This is a genomic window from Nocardia sp. NPDC052112 (genome assembly GCF_040680135.1).
In the GTDB taxonomy this organism is placed as follows: domain Bacteria; phylum Actinomycetota; class Actinomycetes; order Mycobacteriales; family Mycobacteriaceae; genus Nocardia.
Genome location: NZ_JBFAWD010000040.1, coordinates 40,504 through 58,164, shown reverse-complemented (window position 1 = coordinate 58,164; position 17,661 = coordinate 40,504). Strand labels below are relative to the sequence as shown.

The window sequence follows — 17,661 nt, the reverse complement described above, 5'->3', positions numbered from 1 at the left end:
ACGCACCGGCAAGGGACGGCGCCTCGGGGTACAGCGAATTCGTGCGCGCGGCAAGAAAGGTGCGCGGCGCGAATCTGCGATCCATATGGACGACGCACCGGCAAGGGACGGCGCCTCGGGGTACAGCGAATTCGTGCGCGCGGCAAGAAAGGTGCGCGGCGCGAATCTGCGATCCATATGGACGACGCACCGGTAAGGGGCGGCGGCTAGGGGTACCTCGCGGACCGACGCCCCTGATACACCTGGTTGATATCGCGACAATGGCTCGATCGGGAGGCGGCGCAATGGAATTCCGTATCCTCGGTGCGCTGGATATCAGCGCCGACGGCGCCGAGATCGATCTCGGCGGGGTGACCCGCAGGGCGGTGCTCGGATACCTGCTCCTACACGACAATCAGGTCGTCCCGACCAGCCGCATCCGAGATGCGCTGTGGCATAGCGATCCGCCGCCGACCGCGCGCAAGATCGTGCAGAACGCGGTATCCGCGATCCGCAAGGTGCTCGCCGGACATGCCGCGACGACAATTCTGACCAAGGTCCCCGGCTACCGCCTGAACGTCGATCCGGACGCGGTGGACCTCTACCGCTTCCGCAAACTGACCAAGCTCGGCCGCGCCGAACTCGATGCCGGCGCACCGGCCAGGGGTAAAAACCACCTGCGCGCCGCGATAAGCATGTGGTCCGGCAACGCACTGGCCGACCTGGTCGAAAGCGGCATCGCCTGGAGCGAATTGACCGCCATCGAAGACGAGCGACTCAATGCCTACGAGGACTGTTTCGACGCCGAACTGGCCTGTGGTCGGCACCGGGAAATCACCCCGGAACTCGAATTGCTCACCACCACAGCACCATTGCGCGAAAGCTTCCATCGACAATATATGCTCGCGCTCTACCGCTCGGGACGCCAAGCAGACGCGCTGAATGTGTATCACCGCTCGCGCAACACGCTGGTCGATACACTAGGCATCGAGCCAGGCCACGAATTACAGCGGCTCCACCACCTGATCCTGACCCAGGATTCCTCGCTGCAACCCCGCCCCCACCGAGCTCCGGCATAACCCCCACCCCCCCACCAACGACAACACGTACATCAGGCTGGACAGATGATCACGTGGAAACCAGGGCGGCAAAACGCGAGAAGCCCCCGCCACCATGTCCACCTGATCTTGATCACCTGCGCGCGAGCCCGTGGGACTCCGGCTGCGACACGCCGCCGAGCAAGTTCAACGATGACCAGTTCGGACCGGCGCCGATTTCAGCTGTTCCAGTAGCTTGTCGGCGGCCTCGATGCCGGAGCGGCAGGATGCCTCGAGTGGTGCGCCGCGCAGGTAGTCGCCCGCCAGTTCGAGGCCGGGGGTAGCGGCCACCTCGGCATGCACCTGGGATAGGAACTTTCCGTGGAACGGTACGTAGGCGCAATACGCCGCGTCCCAGATCCGCTTGACCGTATGCACTCGTCGGAGGTTTTCCACCCCGAGCAGGCAGGTGAGGTGATGTTCGGCGTCGTCGATCCATTCGTCGAGTACATCGTCGGTGGGGGTGGGTCGGGCGTGGCGGCCGCTGAAGGTGTAGCGGACGATGTTCAGGTCATTGATGCCGTAGACGCCGGCATTGCTGCAGGGGCCGTCGTCGAGCACGATGGCGCGGACCTCGGAGCCGAAGACGGGGCGGTCGTATTCGACCAGGACCACCGCGGCCGGGAAGTATTTGACCTCGGCGAGCAGGTCGCTGAGGGCGGGTAGCTCCGACTTCACGATTTCGGCGGTCGCGTAGGCGGGCGAGGCCAGTACGACGCCGTCATAGTAGTGGTCGGTGACCGGGCCGCCGTGTTCGGAGATGCCGAGGCCGATGCGTCCGTCGCTGGTGAGCAGCTGTTCGACCTTGGCGCTCGTGCGCACGCGCACCACCTTGGCCAGTGCATCGATGATCGGCGAAATGCCGTGGGTCAGTTGGTCGTAGGTGTCCATGATCATGTTGAGGTTGGTGCCGAAGGTACCGAGGTAGACCTCGTCGGGTTCGGCACCGTTCATGCGGACGTTCATGGGCCGGAACATATTTCGGACGATCCGCGGGCTGAAGTGCGCGCTCAGCGGCCGGTCGTCATTGCGGTCGGCGATCCTGATGAAGGCCGCCGAACCGAGGAAGCGGTTCTCCTCCTTGCGGCGCACCAGGAAGCCGAGATAAGCCAGTTTCAGCAGATCCCGCACCGGGCCGAGGCGGCGCAGGCGGCTGATCTTGTCCAAGGCGCCCTGTTTGCTGTCGAGCGTGAGGATCTTTCCGTCCAGCACCCGGGAGGTGTTGATGCCGAATTCCTCGTATTCGGGCTCGCCGAATTCGGCGAGGAATTCGCGCAGCGCACTGTATTTGCGGCCCAGGTTCTTGCCGCCGGTCATGACCGGGCGGTCGCCGAGCCGATCGACACCGAAGCGTCCGCCGAGCACGTCCATCTGCTCGATCAGTTCGACCTCGTATCCGGCCTGCTGCAGGTGCAGTGCCGCCGTCATGCCTGCGATACCGGCACCGACGACTGCGAGCCGCCGGTCGGCCGTCTTCGGGTCTTCCATCGCGGGTCTCCTCAGTTCTGCGCGTCGGATGGGGACGGGTAAGCAATGAGTTCGATGCGGCAGTCGGCGATCTGGCAGCCGAACTGGGACAACGCCAATTCGACGTCGGCGCCGAAGTCCGGATCGGAGTCGACCCGGTAGGTGAAGGTGAGCGGGCCGTCCAGCTCGGCGAAGCCGGTGAAGGTGGCCGCCAGCGCCCCGAGTGCGAACGGCTGGCCCGCGGCCAGCAGGGCGGCCTGCCGGAAGCCCTCCAACATCAGTGGCCCGGGAACGTGGTCGTAGGGGTGGTCGAAGAAGGACGGATGTCGGCGATCCACCAGTAGTTGGAGATCACCGCCGACGACGACATTGCGAGAGTCACGCCGCCCCACCCGATGCGGTGCGACCGGTGCGGGAGTTTCGCTCGTGACATCCGCGGCACGATTGCGGCGTTGGTGGTTGCGGAATTCGGCGTAGGTCTCGGGTGGGAATGCGACACCGCCGCCGCGCACGGTGAGCGCTGGCACGGCGCCAACCGTCAATGTGGCGTCGAAGGAGTGATCGGCGAGATAGCCCGGGCCGCTACCGGATCCGAGGTCGGTGCGGATCCGCACGATGCCCTCCAGCGGCTCGGTCCCGGTGTCGCGCAGTGCGCTGTGATCCTCGATTTCGGCGGTCATCCGCTGCAGGCTCAGTGCGGTCCCGAGCGGAAGGTCGAGATATCGGTGTCCGAGTACGGTCGCGGCTTGGCGGATCGCCTCGACCGCGGCGAGCGGGTCGTGGAATTCCGTCCGACGATCCGACCACAGCGAGTGTGCGCGCGGAATCTGGATCGCGGCCAGATACTCCCCGGGTCCGGCCACGGCGGTGTCGGCGACGAAAACCTCACCGAGACAGCGTCTGTGGGCCAGCGAACACGGCACGGTTTGTTCGAAACTCAGCCCGCTGGTGCGCGTAGTCGGGATGAGCAGTTCCTCCGGCATCGCGGTCCTCCTCAGATTCCGACGCGCGTGGCGTCGTCGGCGAGTTCGGCCAGGACGAGTTCGGCCAGTGCCCGTGGCGTCGGGTTGTCCAGAAAGCCATCGACCGGAATGCGGAAACCGGCAAGCGCGTTCACGCGGTTGCGCAATTCGAGTACCGACAGCGAGGTGAGTCCGGTTGCGAGAACTCCGGTGTCGGCGTCGATTTCGCCCTCGTGGGTGCGATCGACGAGGATGGCGGCAATCTCGCTGCGGACGGCGGCGAGGACGAAGTCGAATCGTTCGGGTTCGGCGAGTCCGAGCACCTGGGCGCGGAATTCTCCGCTATCGGATATTTCGGTCGGCTCATCGGTCCGAATCGGCGCGACGGGCAAGGTGCTTTCGCACCAATAGTGTTGGGTGCCAAGCCAATACCGACGGTGCTGGAAGGCGTAGGTGGGCAGGTCCACAGTGCGGGCACCGGAGTCGGCGTAGACCGCCGCCCAGTCCACCCCGACACCGCGCACCCAGGCACCGGCGACCGCCCGTATGAGCCCGTGCGGTTCGGGTTCGCCGGTACGCAGGGTCGGCAGGCAGACGCAGGCGCTATCACCCGCACATTCGTAGGCCATGCCGGACAGCACGTCACCCGGGCCGATCTCGAGGAAGGTATCGACCCCGGCGTCCAGCAGATAGCGCAGGCAGTCGTGGAAGCGGACGGTGCCGCGGGCTTGGCGGACCCAGTACTCCGGTGCGCACACCTGGGCGGCGGTGACCGGTTCCCCCGTGACATCGGACAGCAGGGTGATCGAAGACGGCTTCAATTCGGCGGCCGCCACGATCGTGGCGAATTCGTCGAGCAGGTCGTCCAGATGCGGGGAGTGGAAGGCACGTTCGACCCGCAGCCGCCGAATGCGTCTGCCCCGCGCGCGCCACTGTTTGGCAAGTACGCCGATCGCCGCTTCGTCACCGGAGATGACGGTGGCGTTCGGACCATTGCTCGCGGCGATGGCTACCTGATCGTCGTATCCGGCAAGCGATTCGGCGACTTCGGCGAGCGTCGCGCGCACCGCGAGCATGGCCCCGGGACCGAGTCGCTGCATGAGCTGTCCCCTCGCCGACACCACGGCCGCGGCGTCGGCGAGGGAGAACACGCCACCGATATGTGCCGCGGCCAGTTCGCCGATCGAATGGCCGACCAGGAAATCGGCGGTCAATCCCCAGGATTCGAGCAGTCGGTAGGTCGCCACCTCGGCGGCGAACAGTGCGGGCTGGGTGAATTCGGTGCGGTCGAGCGCATCCTGATCGAAAATCACCGTGCGCAGCGGTCGATCGAGATGTGGGTCGAAGGCCGCGCTCAGGTCGTCGAAGGCCGCGCGGAAGGCCGGAAAGGCCTCGTACAGTTGTTGGCCCATGCCGGACCGCTGACTGCCCTGCCCCGGCAGCAGCAGGCCGAGCCGCCGGCCGGACGCGGCCGAGCCGGTCACCACGGATCGGTCGACCGCACCGCGCGCCGCCGCCGACGCCACCTCCCGCAGTTCGTCGGCATCTGCGGCGAGCAATACGGCGCGGTGATCGAAGGCTGTCCGGGTGGTTGCCAGCGAGTAGCCCACGTCGGCGATATCCGCTGGTGGGGTGCGGCTCAGGCGAGCCGCCTGGTCCCGAAGCGCCTGCGGTGTCCGGCCCGACACCACACATGGATATACCGGATACCGCCTGGCGGCTCGCGGTTCGTCCGGCTCCGTATTGGTTGCGCTCGGGTCGTATTCGACGATGACATGCGCATTGGTGCCGCTGAATCCGAACGCCGACACCCCGGCCCGCCGTGGCCGCCCGGTCTCCGGCCACGGTCGCGCCTCGCTGGCCAGACGGACCCCGCCGACCGACCAATCGATGTGCTCGGACGGCCGGTCCACATGCAGTGTGGCGGGCACGACCCCGTGCCGCATGGCGAGCACCATCTTCATCAATGCCGCGGTGCCCGCGGCGGATTGAGTGTGTCCGATATTTGATTTGACCGATCCCAACCACACCGGCTGTTCCGGATCGCGATGGCGGCCATATGCGGCCAGCAGGGCCTGCGCCTCGATCGGATCGCCCAGCGGAGTACCGGTGCCGTGGCCCTCGACCACATCCACATCCGCCGGCGACAGCTCGGAATTCGCGAGCGCCTGCCGGATAACCCGTTGCTGCGCTCGACCATTGGGCGCGGTAAGCCCATTGGACGCGCCATCGGAATTGATCGCGCCACCACGGATCACGGCGAGCACTGGATGGCCGTTGCGTCGCGCGTCGGACAGCCGCTCCACCACGAACATGCCGACGCCCTCGGCCCAGGCGGTGCCATCGGCGGCCTGCGCGTACGGTTTGCAGCGGCCGTCGGGTGCGAGTGCGCGCTGCCGGGAGAACGCGATGAACGGCGACGGCAGCGACATCACCGTGATGCCCCCGGTCAGCGCCAGTGCACACGCACCGCCACGCAGGGATTCGACCGCCTGATGCAGTGCGACCAACGCGCCCGAACAGGCCGTGTCGACGGAGACGGCCGGACCTTCCAAACCGAGCAGATAGTTGATCCTTCCGGTGGCGAGGCTGGTCTGGGTGCCGAGCACGTAGTACGTCTCGAATCCGTCCCAGTCCGGACACCAGTCCGAATAGATCTGATCGCTGACCGCGGCGAATACTCCGGTATCGGTGCCGCGCAGCGTGGTCGGGTCGATGCGCGCACGCTCGATGGCCTCCCAGGCGACCTCGAGCAGCAGCCGCTGCTGCGGATCCATTGCCCCGGCCTCGCGTTCGGATACGCCGAAGAATCCGGCATCGAAATCCGCTATGCCGTCCAGGAATCCGCCGAGCCCGATGGTGGTCATACCGGGTTCGTCGTGCGCGGCGGCCGGACGCCAACCCCGGTCGGTCGGGAACTCCGAAACCACCGATCGCTGGTCGATGATCAAGTCCCACAGGTCCTCCGGCGATCGGACGCCGCCGGGGAACCGGCAGGCCATGCCGATAATCGCGATGGGCTCGGACTGTTCGGCCTGTATGTCGCGCAATTTCTGCCTGGTCTCGTGCAGTTCCCGCACGGCGCGGCGCAGATATTCGCGCAACTGCTCGTCATCGGCCACGGTAGAGCACCTCCCTTCGGCGTCCGGTCAGTCCAACTGGTCGATGAATTCGAACAATGCGCTGTCGTCGGCCGCGGCGAGGTCGCCGATGCTCTCGCTCTCGGCGCCACCGTCGAGTTCGCGCAGCACGGCCCGGAGCCTGGTGGCGATATCGCGCCGGTCGTCGGGATCCAGCGACGCGCCCGTGCAACTCGCGGCCAAGGCCGCCACCTCGGACTTGATCCGGGCCGGTACGTCCTCGACGGGTGCGATCTCCCGACGGATGTATCCGGCGAGTGCGGCGGGGGTCGGATGGTCGAATACCACCGTCGTCCCCAGATTGATACCGACCGCGGACTTCACCCGGTTGCGGAACTCCATCACCCCGAGCGAATCGAAACCCAGTTCCTGGAACGGACGCTCGACCTCGATCGCTTCCGGCGACTGATGTCCCAGGACGGCCGCGGCCTGCACGCGGATCGCGTCCACGATGACCCGCTCTTGTTCGACGGGATCGAGACCGACCAGACCGGCGGCGAATTCGGCCGATTCACTGGACCTGGCCGCCGCGGCCCGCCGCGGGGACCGGGCCAGACCACGCAGCATGGCGGGCAAATCGGCCGGATCCATGGCCGAGAGCACCGACATATCCAGGCGCGCGGCGACGGTGGCGGCTTGTCCGCCCGCGAGCGCGGCGTCGAACAGGGCCATGCCGTGCTCGTCGTCGATGGGCAGCATCCCCTCTCGGTGCATTCGTGCCCAATCCTGATCGCCCAGTCGAGCCGTCATACCGCTGGCACTGCGCCACGCGCCCCAGACCAGGGCGGTGGCGGGCAGGCCGACGTGATGACGGTGGCGGGCGAGTGCGTCCAGATAGGCATTCGCCGCCGCGTAATTGGCCTGTCCCGGTCCGCCGAGTACGCCCGCGATGGACGAGTACAGCACGAAGGCGGCGAGGTCGAGGTCCTTGGTGGCCTCGTGCAGGTGATGTGCGGCAAAGACTTTGGGGCCGAAGACGGTCGCCACTTGCTCGGCGGTCATGGAGTCGAACATGCCGTCGTCGATCACACCGGCGGTGTGCACCACCGCCGTCAGCGGGTGCGCGTCGGGAATCGCCGCCAGCAGTGCCGCGATCGCGACCGGATCGGACACATCGGCGGCGACGATATCGACATCCGCACCGTGCGCGGTCAATTCGGCGATCAGTTCGGTGGCGCCCTCGGCGGCCGGACCGCGGCGGCTGACCAGTAGCAGCCTGCGCACACCGCGCTCGCCGACCAGATGTCGGGCGACCACGGCGCCGAGTCCGCCGGTGCCGCCGGTCACCAGGACCGTCCCCATCGGATTCCACCGTGGCGGCACCGTCAGGACGTTCTTGCCGATATGCCGGGCCTGGCTCATGAACCGGAACACCTCCGGCGCTTCGCGCACATCCCATGACGTGACCTGAATCGGTTGCAGTACACCGGAATCGAAGTGTCGCAGCAGTTCGGTCATGATTTCCCGCAGGCGATCCGGCCCTGCCTCCATGAGGTGGAAGGCTCGGTAGTAGACGCCGGGATGTTCGGCGGCCACCTTGTCCGGTTCGCGCCGGTCGGTCATGCCCATTTCGATGAAACGGCCACCGCGCGGTAGCAGGCGCAAGGAGGCGTCGACGAATTCATTGGCCAGCGAGTCCAGGACGACATCGACACCGCGGCCTTCGGTGGCATCGAGGAATTGCCGTTCGAAGTCCAGGGTGCGGGTGTCGCCGATATGCGCGTCATCGAAGCCCATGCCGCGCAACACATCCCACTTCGGCCTACTCGCGGTGACGTAGAGTTCCGCGCCGAGATGTCTGGCCAATTGCACCGCCGCCATCCCGACACCGCCGGTCGCCGCGTGCAGCAGCAGGGTCTCCCCGCGCTGTAGTCCGGCCAGATCGACCAGACCGAAGTAGGCGGTGGCGAAGACCACCGGCGCGGCGGCGGCCTGTGCGAAGGACCAGCCGCGCGGCATCGGCACCACCAGCCGCCGATCGACGACGACGGTGGATCCGACCACCGGCAGGAAGCCGAAGACCCGATCACCGGCCGCGAAATCGGTGACATCCGCGGCGACCTCGAGGACGACGCCCGCACCCTCGCCGCCGATCGGCGCATCCGGATCCGGATACATGCCGAGCACGATCAGCACGTCACGGAAGTTCACACCCGCCGCCCGCACCGCGACCCGGACCTGGCCGGGAGCCAGCGCGGCGGTCGCGTCGGGATCCGCGGCGAGCGTGAGGTTGTCGCCGGTCAGCGTGCCCTTGCCCAATGGCAGCAGGCGCCAGTCACCGGCGTCCGAGGGGGTGTTTGCCTCGACGTTGTCGGCGGCGGAGCGGCTCACGCGAACCGCGTGCAGTGTGCCGCGCCGCAGTGCGAGCTGTGGTTCGTTCGCCACGGCTATGGCCTGTTCGACGGCGTCCCGGTAGTGCGCCCAGTCGTCGACATCGACCAGCAGCATCCGTCCGGGATTCTCGTTCTGGGCGCTGCGCAACAGGCCCCAGGCCGTGGCGCCCGCCAGTTCCGCGTCCTGCGCGCCGTGCACGGCCACCGCATGTCGGGTGACCACCACGAGGATTCGTTCGACGGCCTCCTCGGCGGTCACCAGTCGCTGCACCGTCCGCATCAGCTCGGTAACCCAAGCACGCACCGATTCCGGTGTGCCGCCCGTCGATTCGGTTGTCGGGGCGGACAGGACCGCGAGCCGTTGTCCGGCCACCGTGACGGTCTCCCAGCTCTCGCCGAGCCGCGCCCACGGCTCATCGACCGTCGCGGTCTCCGGCTGCGGCACGGTAATCCAGGTCGTGCCGAGCAGATCCGCACTCGCGGTCGACTTGACCGCCAACGCCTCGCGCGGCAGGGCACGCAATGCCAGTGCCGCAACTTCGGCGACCGGACCGCCACTCGCATCGGCAAGGGTGAGCGAGATCCGATCCGGTGCGGGCGCGGTCAGGTGCACCCGCAGCGAGGACGCGCCCACCGCGTGCAGTGCCACGCCCTCCCACGAGAACGGCACCGAAACCGCACCGTCGGCACCGGTGGTGGCATTGCCGAGGGCAATGACGTGCAGCGCGGCATCCAGCAGCGCGGGATGGATGCCGAATCGCTCCGCCGAGGATCGCGCCTGCTCCGGCAGATCGACCTCACCGAACAATTCCGTGCCGCGTCGCCACAGTGCGGTCAGCCCCCGGAACAGCGGGCCGTAGCGGTATCCGGCCTCGGCCAGCTCGTCGTAGCCGCCGCCGAGTTCGACCGGCTCCGCACCGGGCGGTGGCCAGGACGCGAAATCCACACTCGCCGTTGTGGATTCGTCGGCCGGCTCGACGACGCCCACCGCATGGCAGGTCCAGTCGATCTGCCCGTTCTCGAAGTCGCCCTGCGGACGGGCGTACACGGTGAGCGTCCGACCACCGGTGTCCTGCGGTGCGCCCACGACGACGCGCAGCTCGATACCCCCGGCAGCGGGCAGTGGCAGCGGCGCCTGCAACACCAGTTCGGCCAGCCGGGCGCAGTCCACCAAGGCACCCACGTGCAAGGCCATTTCGACGAACGCGGTGCCGGGCAGCAGTACGGTTCCCGCGATATCGTGATCGGCCAACCAGGGATGGCTGCGCAGCGAAAGCCGTCCGGTGCAGACGATTTCATCGGATTGCGGCACCCGCACCACCGCACCGAGCAACGGATGCCCGGCATCCTCCAGTCCGGACTGGCGCACATCCGCGACACCCGCGGATTGCAACCAGAACGGCTGCCATTGGAACGGATAGGTCGGCAGGTCGACCGCCGTGGCACCGCTACCGGAGAACTGCTCGGCCCAATTCACCTGTGCGCCAGCACAATATCCCGCCGCCAGCGCGCCGACGACTCCGGCGACCTCCGCATCCGCGCCGGGTGCGCGCAGCACCGGTTTCGTGGTCGGCGCCGGCTTCTCGCCCGCCGCGGCGGTCTGGACCATCAGGGTGGTCAGCGCCGCACCCGGTCCCGTCTCCCACGCGACGCCGACCCGTTCGCCGAGCAACCATTGGGCCGCCGCCATAAAACGCACCGGTCGACGGACCTGGCCGACCCAGTAGGCCGGGGAACGCAATTCGTCATCGCCGACCGGCTCGCCGGTCACGGTGGAGATGATCGGAATGGTCGCCTTGTGATAAGTCAGTCCGGCACAGACCTTTTCGAACTCGGCCAGCATGGGCTCCATGCGCGGTGAATGAAAGGCGTGGCTCACCGCCAGGCGCTTGGTCTTGCGGCCACGCTCGGCCAGCAGCGTCGCGATCTCGTCGACGGCGTCCTCGTCACCGGAGAGCACCAGTGAGCGCGGCCCGTTCACCGCCGCGATGCCCACCCGATCCGCGCGATCACCGATGAGCTCGGCCACCTCGTCCTCGTCGGCGGTGACCGAAACCATGGTGCCGCCCTCGGGCAGCGCCTGCATCAGCCGACCGCGGGCGGCGACGAGCGCACAGGCATCCGACAGCGACCACACCCCGGCAACGAAGGCCGCCGATATCTCACCGATAGAGTGGCCGACCAGATAGTCGGGGTTCACACCCCAGGACTGCAACAGCCGAAACAGCGCCACCTCGATCGCGAACAGCGCGGGCTGGGTGTATTCGGTCCGGTCCAGCAGCTCGGCCGCCGGAGTGCCGGGCTCGGCGAAGATCACACCGCGCAACCCCACGGTCCCCTCCGGGTTGGCGGCGTCGACCTGGGCACACACCTCGTCGAAGATCTCGGCGAAGAGTGGATAGGCCTGGTACAGCCGGGTGCCCATACCCGCGCGCTGTGCCCCCTGCCCGGGGAACAATACGGCGGTCCGGACATCGCGCCCGGCGACACCGCGCACGACATGCGGCGAATCCTGCTGCGCGGTCAGTGCTTCCAGTGCCGTGACCAGCTCATCGCGATCGGCACCGAGCAGGACCGCACGATGTTCGAATTCCGATCGGGTCGCGGTCAGCGAGTAGCCGATATCGGCCGGATCGGTATCCGGAGACTCCCGCAGGAACTCCGCCAGCCGCCGCGCCATCGCGGGCACCGCCGCATCGGTGCGTCCGGACAGTACCCACGGCGTCACCGGCGGCGCGATCCGTGCCGCGCTACCCGGATCATCGACAGGCGGTTCCTCGATGATCAGATGCGCATTGGTGCCGCTGATGCCGAACGAGGAGATTCCGGCCCGCCGCGGCGTCGACCGACGCGGCCACGGTTGCGGTTCGGCGAGCAGCCGCACATTCCCCTCGGTCCAATCCACATGCTCGGTCGGCTGCTCGGAATTCAGTGTGCGCGGGAGCATTTCGTGCCGCATGGACAGCACCGTCTTGACGATGCCGGCGACACCGGCGGCGGCCTGGGTGTGGCCCATATTCGATTTGATCGAACCGAGCCACAGCGGCCGGTCCGGATCGGGCCGCAGCTGGCCATAGGTGGACAGCAGTGCCTGCACCTCGATGGGATCGCCCAATACCGTGCCGGTGCCGTGTCCTTCGACCATATCCACGTCGGCGGCGGTGATCCTGGCGTCGGCCAGCGCATCCCGGATCACCCGCTGCTGAGCCGGACCGTTCGGCGCGGCCAGCCCGTTCGACGCACCATCCTGATTCACCGCCGAACCACGTACCAACGCCAGAATCCGACGTCCCTGCGCACAGGCCCGCGACAACCGCTCCAGCACCAGCACGCCGACGCCCTCGGACCACACGGTGCCGTCGGCACCCTCGCCATAGGATTTGCACCGACCGTCCGGCGCCAGCCCGCGCTGCATACTGAAGGAGATGAACGGCGCCGCCTTCGCCATCACGGTCACGCCACCGGCCAGCGCGGTATCGCACTCACCCCGACGCAATGCCTGCGCGGCCAGGTGCACCGTCACCAGCGACGACGAGCAGGCCGTATCAACGGTCAGCGCGGGCCCCTCCAACCCGAGCGCGTACGAAATACGCCCGGACGCAACGCTGCCCGTCATGCCCGTCATCAGATATCCGGCGAGGTCCGCCGGCGCGGTGTCATCGGCGTAGTCGTTGTAGAACATGCCCGCATACACGCCCGTGCGACTGCCGTGCATGGAACTCGGGTCGATGCGCGCGTGCTCCAACGCTTCCCACGAAACCTCCAACAGCAGACGCTGCTGCGGATCGGTGGCCAAGGCCTCGCGCGGTGAGATACCGAAGAAGCCCGCATCGAATGCCGCCGCGCCCTCGAGGAATCCACCCGAACGGACATAGGTCTTGCCCTCGGCGCCCGGTTCCGGATCGTAGCAGTCGTCCCAGCCGCGCTCCGGCGGGAATTCCGAGGTCACCTCGCGACCGGCCACGAGCATGCGCCACATATCCGCCGGCGAGGCGATGCCGCCCGGATAGCGGCAGGCCATGCCGACAATGGCGATCGGCTCCTCGGGATCTGTCGCCGGTGCGCCGCAGCCATTGCCATCGGAGGCACCCTCGGCGCCGATCAGCCTGGTACGCAGCAATTCGGCGAGCCGGTCGATGGTCGGATAGTCGAAGGCGACCGCCGCCGTCAGCTCCACACCGCTGACCCGGCGCAGCCGGTCGCGCAGCTCGACCGCGGATCGGGAATCGAATCCCAGATCCCGGAACGACGCCGACACATCGATGACCTCGGGCGCGATCCCACCGAGCACATCCGTCACCTGCTGGACCACCAGCTCGCGCAGCAGCCGCCGCTGCTCCTCGGGTGCGCGACGGCCGAGCTCATCGCGTTCGAGCACCGCGCTGCTGTCGCCATTCGACCGTGACATTTCGACTCCTCGAATGTGGTTGCGCTCCACCGGAAAACCTTCGACTTTCGCCGACTTACCGAGCGTAAATACTCGCCGGTCTGTGCCCGTCCACCGCGCGGTAATCGGTGGGCCATCGCCGGCCCCGATTCGTCGATTTCCGCTGTAGTTTGCCTATTCGAGGTCGCTATGAGCAGGAGTACGACAATGCCGGTTCCGGAATCCAGTGTTTTCCAGCGTTTGAGTCGGCTCGCCTCGGTCACCGACCTCGACAGCTGCCCGACTACCACGATCGACGAGGTCTTCACCGGCGATCCGCTCGGGCAGGTGCCGCTGGCCGGTGCCGATGACGTGCACACCGCGATCACCAAAGCCTCGGTAGCACAGCATGATTGGGCAGAAACGCCGGTTCGCGATCGGGTTTCGGTCATCAAGCGCTATCGCACGCTGGTGCTCGAACACCGGAATCTGTTGCTGGACATCATCCAGGCCGAAACCGGAAAAGCCCGCTGGACCGCGCAGGAGGAAATACTCGGCATCCTCGCCGGAACACAGTATTACGCGCGGGTGGCACCCGAGTTATTGAAACCACTGCGAGTTCCCGGACCACTGCCAGGGCTGACCAGGGTGCGCGTACACGCTCAACCCAAAGGAGTTGTCGGCGTCATCGCACCGTGGAATTATCCGATGTTCCTGGCCATCGGTGATTCCATTCCGGCGCTGCTGGCGGGTAATGCGGTGGTGCTGAAACCCGCATCCCGAACGCCCTTCGCCGCGCTGGCCAATGCCGAATTGCTCTACCGAGCCGGACTGCCCCGCGACCTGCTCGCCGTGGTTCCCGGTTCGGGTTCGACCGTCGGGCGCGCCATTGTCGAGGACTGCGACTTCCTCATGTTCACCGGTTCCTCCGCCACCGGACGAGTGCTCGCCCGGCAATGCGCCGACCGGCTGATCGGCTTCTCGGCCGAGCTGGGTGGCAAGAATCCGATGATCGTCACCGCCGGTGTCGATCTCGACAAGGTCGCCAAAGCCGCACTGCGCGCGTGCTTCTCGAATGCGGGTCAGCTCTGTCTGTCCATCGAACGCGTCTACGTCGAGCGATCGATCACCGAGGAGTTCACCGCGAAGTTCGTCGCCGCGATCGAGGCGATGCCGCTCGGCCCCGGTTACGACTTCAGCACCGCCATGGGCAGTCTCAGCTCCGCCGAGCAACTCGCCACCGTCTCCAAACATCTCGCCGACGCGAAATCCAAGGGTGCGACGGTTCTTACCGGCGGCAAGGCCCGGCCCGACCTCGGCCCCCTGTTCTTCGAACCGACCGTGCTGACCGGCGTGACGCCCGAAATGGATTGCGCCCGTGCGGAGACCTTCGGACCATTGGTCGCCATCTATCCGGTCGCCGATGTGGACGAGGCCATCCGGCTCGCCAATGACACCGACTACGGCCTCAGCGCGAGTGTGTGGGCCGCGACCCCGGCCGCGGGTGAGGCCATCGCGGTCCGACTGCGTTCGGGTGCGGTGAATGTCGACGAGGGCTATGCGGTCGCCGCGGCCAGTCCGAGTGCGCCGATGGGCGGTATGGGCAGCTCCGGACTCGGCCGCCGACACGGTCCGGAGGGCCTGCTCAAGTACACCGAACCCCAGACGGTCGCCACCGCATTGGTCGTCGATCTCGACGCTCCGCCGCGCATGTCCGCCGAACGGTGGCAGCGGTTGCAGGTGCCCATGGCGGAAATCGTTGGCAAACTTCGCGGCCGCTGAGCACTAGCATCGTGAGCTGTGATCACAGTGGCCAGTTGGAATGTCCTGCACCGCGTGCACGCGGAGAATTGGGATCCGAGTATCGCGACCCGCTGGACCGATGAGGCGGCACGTATCGCCGCGGTGACCGCCTGGATCGCCGAACGGCCCGAACAGGTCATCGCGCTACAGGAGGTCAGCGGCGACCAACTGGCAAGTCTGCGATCGGCATTGTCCGACAGGGACATCCACGCATTGCGCTACCCACGCATCCCGCGGGCGCGCAACGGCACCACCCCGCTGCAAGATCCCACCGAACATCTCGTCCTCGTCCTCGACGAACCGGGCCGAGAAATCGTGGCCGAATCCTTCGACAACGATCCCGGCAAGGGCGCACTCGCCATCGAAACGACGGGCATTGTCGTCATCGCAACCCATGTGACCGGCGATCCGCGCCGCACCCACCAGCTGACCCGATTGGCCGAACTCGCCGCACCGGACCACGCCACCGTGCTACTCGGCGACTTCAATATCGACCGCACCACCGTGGCCTCCGCGCTCGGCCCCGACTTCACCGTCGCCGATCTGCCACCGATCTCCGCACCGACCCGTCCGCGCACGTCAGGCACCAAATCGCAGTTCATCGACCATGTGATCGTGCGCGGCACGACCGTGCGGGATGCCACGGTCCTGGCGGTCGAGGGCCGCTCCGATCACAATTTCATCCGCGCGACCATCACCGGATAGCGCGCTATCGACCTCGCGCGCGCCACAGCCAGCGCCAGCGCGGCAGCTCCGCGATCACCGTGAGCACCGCAAGCACCCCGACAAGGACGGCGAGCCACACCGGCCAGGCCACCCAGGCGGCGATGACCGCCGCAACCAGTTGCAGCAGGACCAGCGCGATGGTGCCCCATCCTGGCACGGCGACAAGCACCTGTTTCTTGTCACCGGGCGTGGCGAACACGGTGGGCAGCCCGATCAGTACCAGCACCGACAGCACGGCCAGCACAACCGAATGTCCGGCCAGCGCCCACGGCGTCGCGATCCAGGCGATGAGTTCGGTGGCAAAACGCAGTACGGACGCAACCCGGCCCTGACCGGTGAGATTCGGTGATTCAGACACGAATGTCAGCGTGCCATGCGATGGGTCCCGATGTTCGGCGAAGCCCCGGTCCGAAGGGGATGGTCCGGGGCTTCACTGGAGATTATCGCGCGAACCGGTGCCCGAGTTAACCGCGCGCAATGGCGTATTCAAGTCAGTCGAGCCAGGAGGTCCTCGGCGGCCGCGGTGCCGGCGCGGAAGCACGCTTCCAGTGAGGTGCCGAGCAGATAGTCGCCGGCCACCGCCAGTCCGGTGCAGGTGGCGATCTCGTGCCGGAGCTTGGCGGTGAAGTCTGCGTGGTCGGGCAGGTAGGCACAGTAGGCGGCGTCCCAGCTGCGAGTCAGCCGATCTCGTCGCATGGCACCGATGGCATCGCAGTGCTCGACGACGACGCGTTCGGCTCGGGCCAGCCACGATTCGAAGGTTTTGGGCGACGGCAGCGGGCGCGCATCCCGTCCGGTGAAGATATAGCGGACGATATCGCGGCGACGCGGACTCTCCGGGCCCACCGCGCGGCAGGGGCCGTCGTCGAAGGTAATGCCCCAGACATCGGGCGGGAAGATATCGCGGTCGTATGCCACCACCGCGACCGCGGCCGGCAGATATCGGATCTGCGCGAGCAGCTTTCCGACAGTCGGGAATTCGTCGATGACGAGATCGGCCGCCGCCGGCGCCGGTATTGCCAGCAATACCGCGTCGTAGGGTTCTTCCTTCGGTGCGGAACCATTTTCGGCGATGGCGAGGCCACGGACCCGGCCGCTGCGGACCAGCAGACGATCCGCAGTGGCGCGAGTGCGCACGACGACCTGTCGGGACAACGCCTCGAATACCGGTTGGATACCGTCGGTGAGCCGATCGAAGTCGTCGAGCACATTCGCCAGGGTAGCGCCGAAGGCGCCGAGATAGACCTCTTCCGGCTCCGCGCCGTGGGTCCATACGGTCATGGGGCGCAACAGAATCGCGGTCAGCGCCGGGCCGAAATGCGCACTGAGCGGTTTGTGGTCGCTGTGTGCGGCGAGTTTGGTGTAGTAGCCCGGCTCGAGCAGTCCGTCGGCGGTGAGTGCACGGCTGGCGAGGTAGGAGAATTTCGCGACATCGGGAGCGGGAGTGCCCACATCGATCAGGTGGGCCAGGCCGGTGGAACGGTCCTGGTGATCGATGGTGAACAGCTCACCGGCCACGACCCGGGACATCCGCAATGGATACGGCTCCAAGGCGAAAGGTCCCAGCTCGTTCAGGAATTCGCGCAGTGCGGTGTATTTGCGGCCGATCAGCCGCCCACCCGCCATGATCGGCTGATCCCCCAGCAGCCCGACGCCGCACCGTCCGCCGGGCCGGGACTCACGGTCGATCAGTTCGACCCGATGGCCCGCCCGCCGGAGACGATGGGCCGCGGCCAGGCCCGAAATACCCGCCCCGACCACGGCGATATGCCGATCATCCCCCACGCC

At 67.1% G+C, this 17,661-nt stretch carries 10 protein-coding genes; 4 read left to right on the top strand and 6 right to left on the bottom strand.

Annotated elements, in window-relative coordinates:
- On the top strand, positions 1–196 hold a 196-nt coding region (locus tag AB0L58_RS40535), incomplete at its 5' end, for a hypothetical protein (RefSeq protein WP_364396182.1).
- Positions 197–284: 88 nt separating this feature from the next.
- On the top strand, positions 285–1,058 hold the full coding sequence (locus AB0L58_RS40530) for an AfsR/SARP family transcriptional regulator (protein ID WP_364396180.1): 774 nt from the start codon (positions 285–287) through the stop codon (positions 1,056–1,058).
- A 165-nt stretch (positions 1,059–1,223) separates the two neighbouring features.
- On the opposite strand, the gene AB0L58_RS40525 is transcribed toward AB0L58_RS40530, so the two are convergent.
- From AB0L58_RS40525 to AB0L58_RS40510, 4 genes are read right to left on the bottom strand one after another with little or no spacing between them, the layout of a single operon-like run.
- Entirely contained in the window at positions 1,224–2,564 is a 1,341-nt protein-coding gene (locus tag AB0L58_RS40525; protein ID WP_364396178.1) for an FAD-dependent oxidoreductase, read from the bottom strand.
- A gap of 11 nt (positions 2,565–2,575) precedes the next feature.
- Positions 2,576–3,526 carry an AfsA-related hotdog domain-containing protein gene (locus AB0L58_RS40520; RefSeq protein ID WP_364396175.1) on the bottom strand — a complete coding sequence of 317 codons (951 nt, stop codon included), beginning with the start codon at positions 3,524–3,526 and terminating at the stop codon, positions 2,576–2,578.
- 11 nt (positions 3,527–3,537) lie between these two features.
- Complete coding sequence (locus tag AB0L58_RS40515) at positions 3,538–6,627, bottom strand: beta-ketoacyl synthase N-terminal-like domain-containing protein (RefSeq protein ID WP_364396173.1); 3,090 nt, start codon at positions 6,625–6,627, stop codon at positions 3,538–3,540.
- Between the two features lie 27 nt (positions 6,628–6,654).
- On the bottom strand, positions 6,655–13,386 hold the full coding sequence (locus AB0L58_RS40510) for an SDR family NAD(P)-dependent oxidoreductase (RefSeq protein ID WP_364396170.1): 6,732 nt from the start codon (positions 13,384–13,386) through the stop codon (positions 6,655–6,657).
- Between the two features lie 168 nt (positions 13,387–13,554).
- Here AB0L58_RS40510 and AB0L58_RS40505 point away from each other — a divergent pair, with 168 nt between their 5' ends.
- Positions 13,555–15,126, top strand: a complete 1,572-nt coding sequence (locus AB0L58_RS40505) for a succinic semialdehyde dehydrogenase (protein WP_364396168.1) — start codon at positions 13,555–13,557, stop codon at positions 15,124–15,126.
- Between the two features lie 18 nt (positions 15,127–15,144).
- Positions 15,145–15,852, top strand: coding sequence for an endonuclease/exonuclease/phosphatase family protein (locus AB0L58_RS40500; protein ID WP_364396165.1), 708 nt, complete (start codon positions 15,145–15,147; stop codon positions 15,850–15,852).
- A gap of 4 nt (positions 15,853–15,856) precedes the next feature.
- On the opposite strand, the gene AB0L58_RS40495 is transcribed toward AB0L58_RS40500, so the two are convergent.
- Positions 15,857–16,231 (bottom strand): hypothetical protein, encoded by a 375-nt coding sequence (locus AB0L58_RS40495; protein WP_364396163.1) that lies wholly within the window; start codon positions 16,229–16,231, stop codon positions 15,857–15,859.
- Positions 16,232–16,359: 128 nt separating this feature from the next.
- Positions 16,360–17,658 (bottom strand): FAD-dependent oxidoreductase, encoded by a 1,299-nt coding sequence (locus tag AB0L58_RS40490; protein WP_364396161.1) that lies wholly within the window; start codon positions 17,656–17,658, stop codon positions 16,360–16,362.
- Positions 17,659–17,661: the final 3 nt, after the last annotated feature.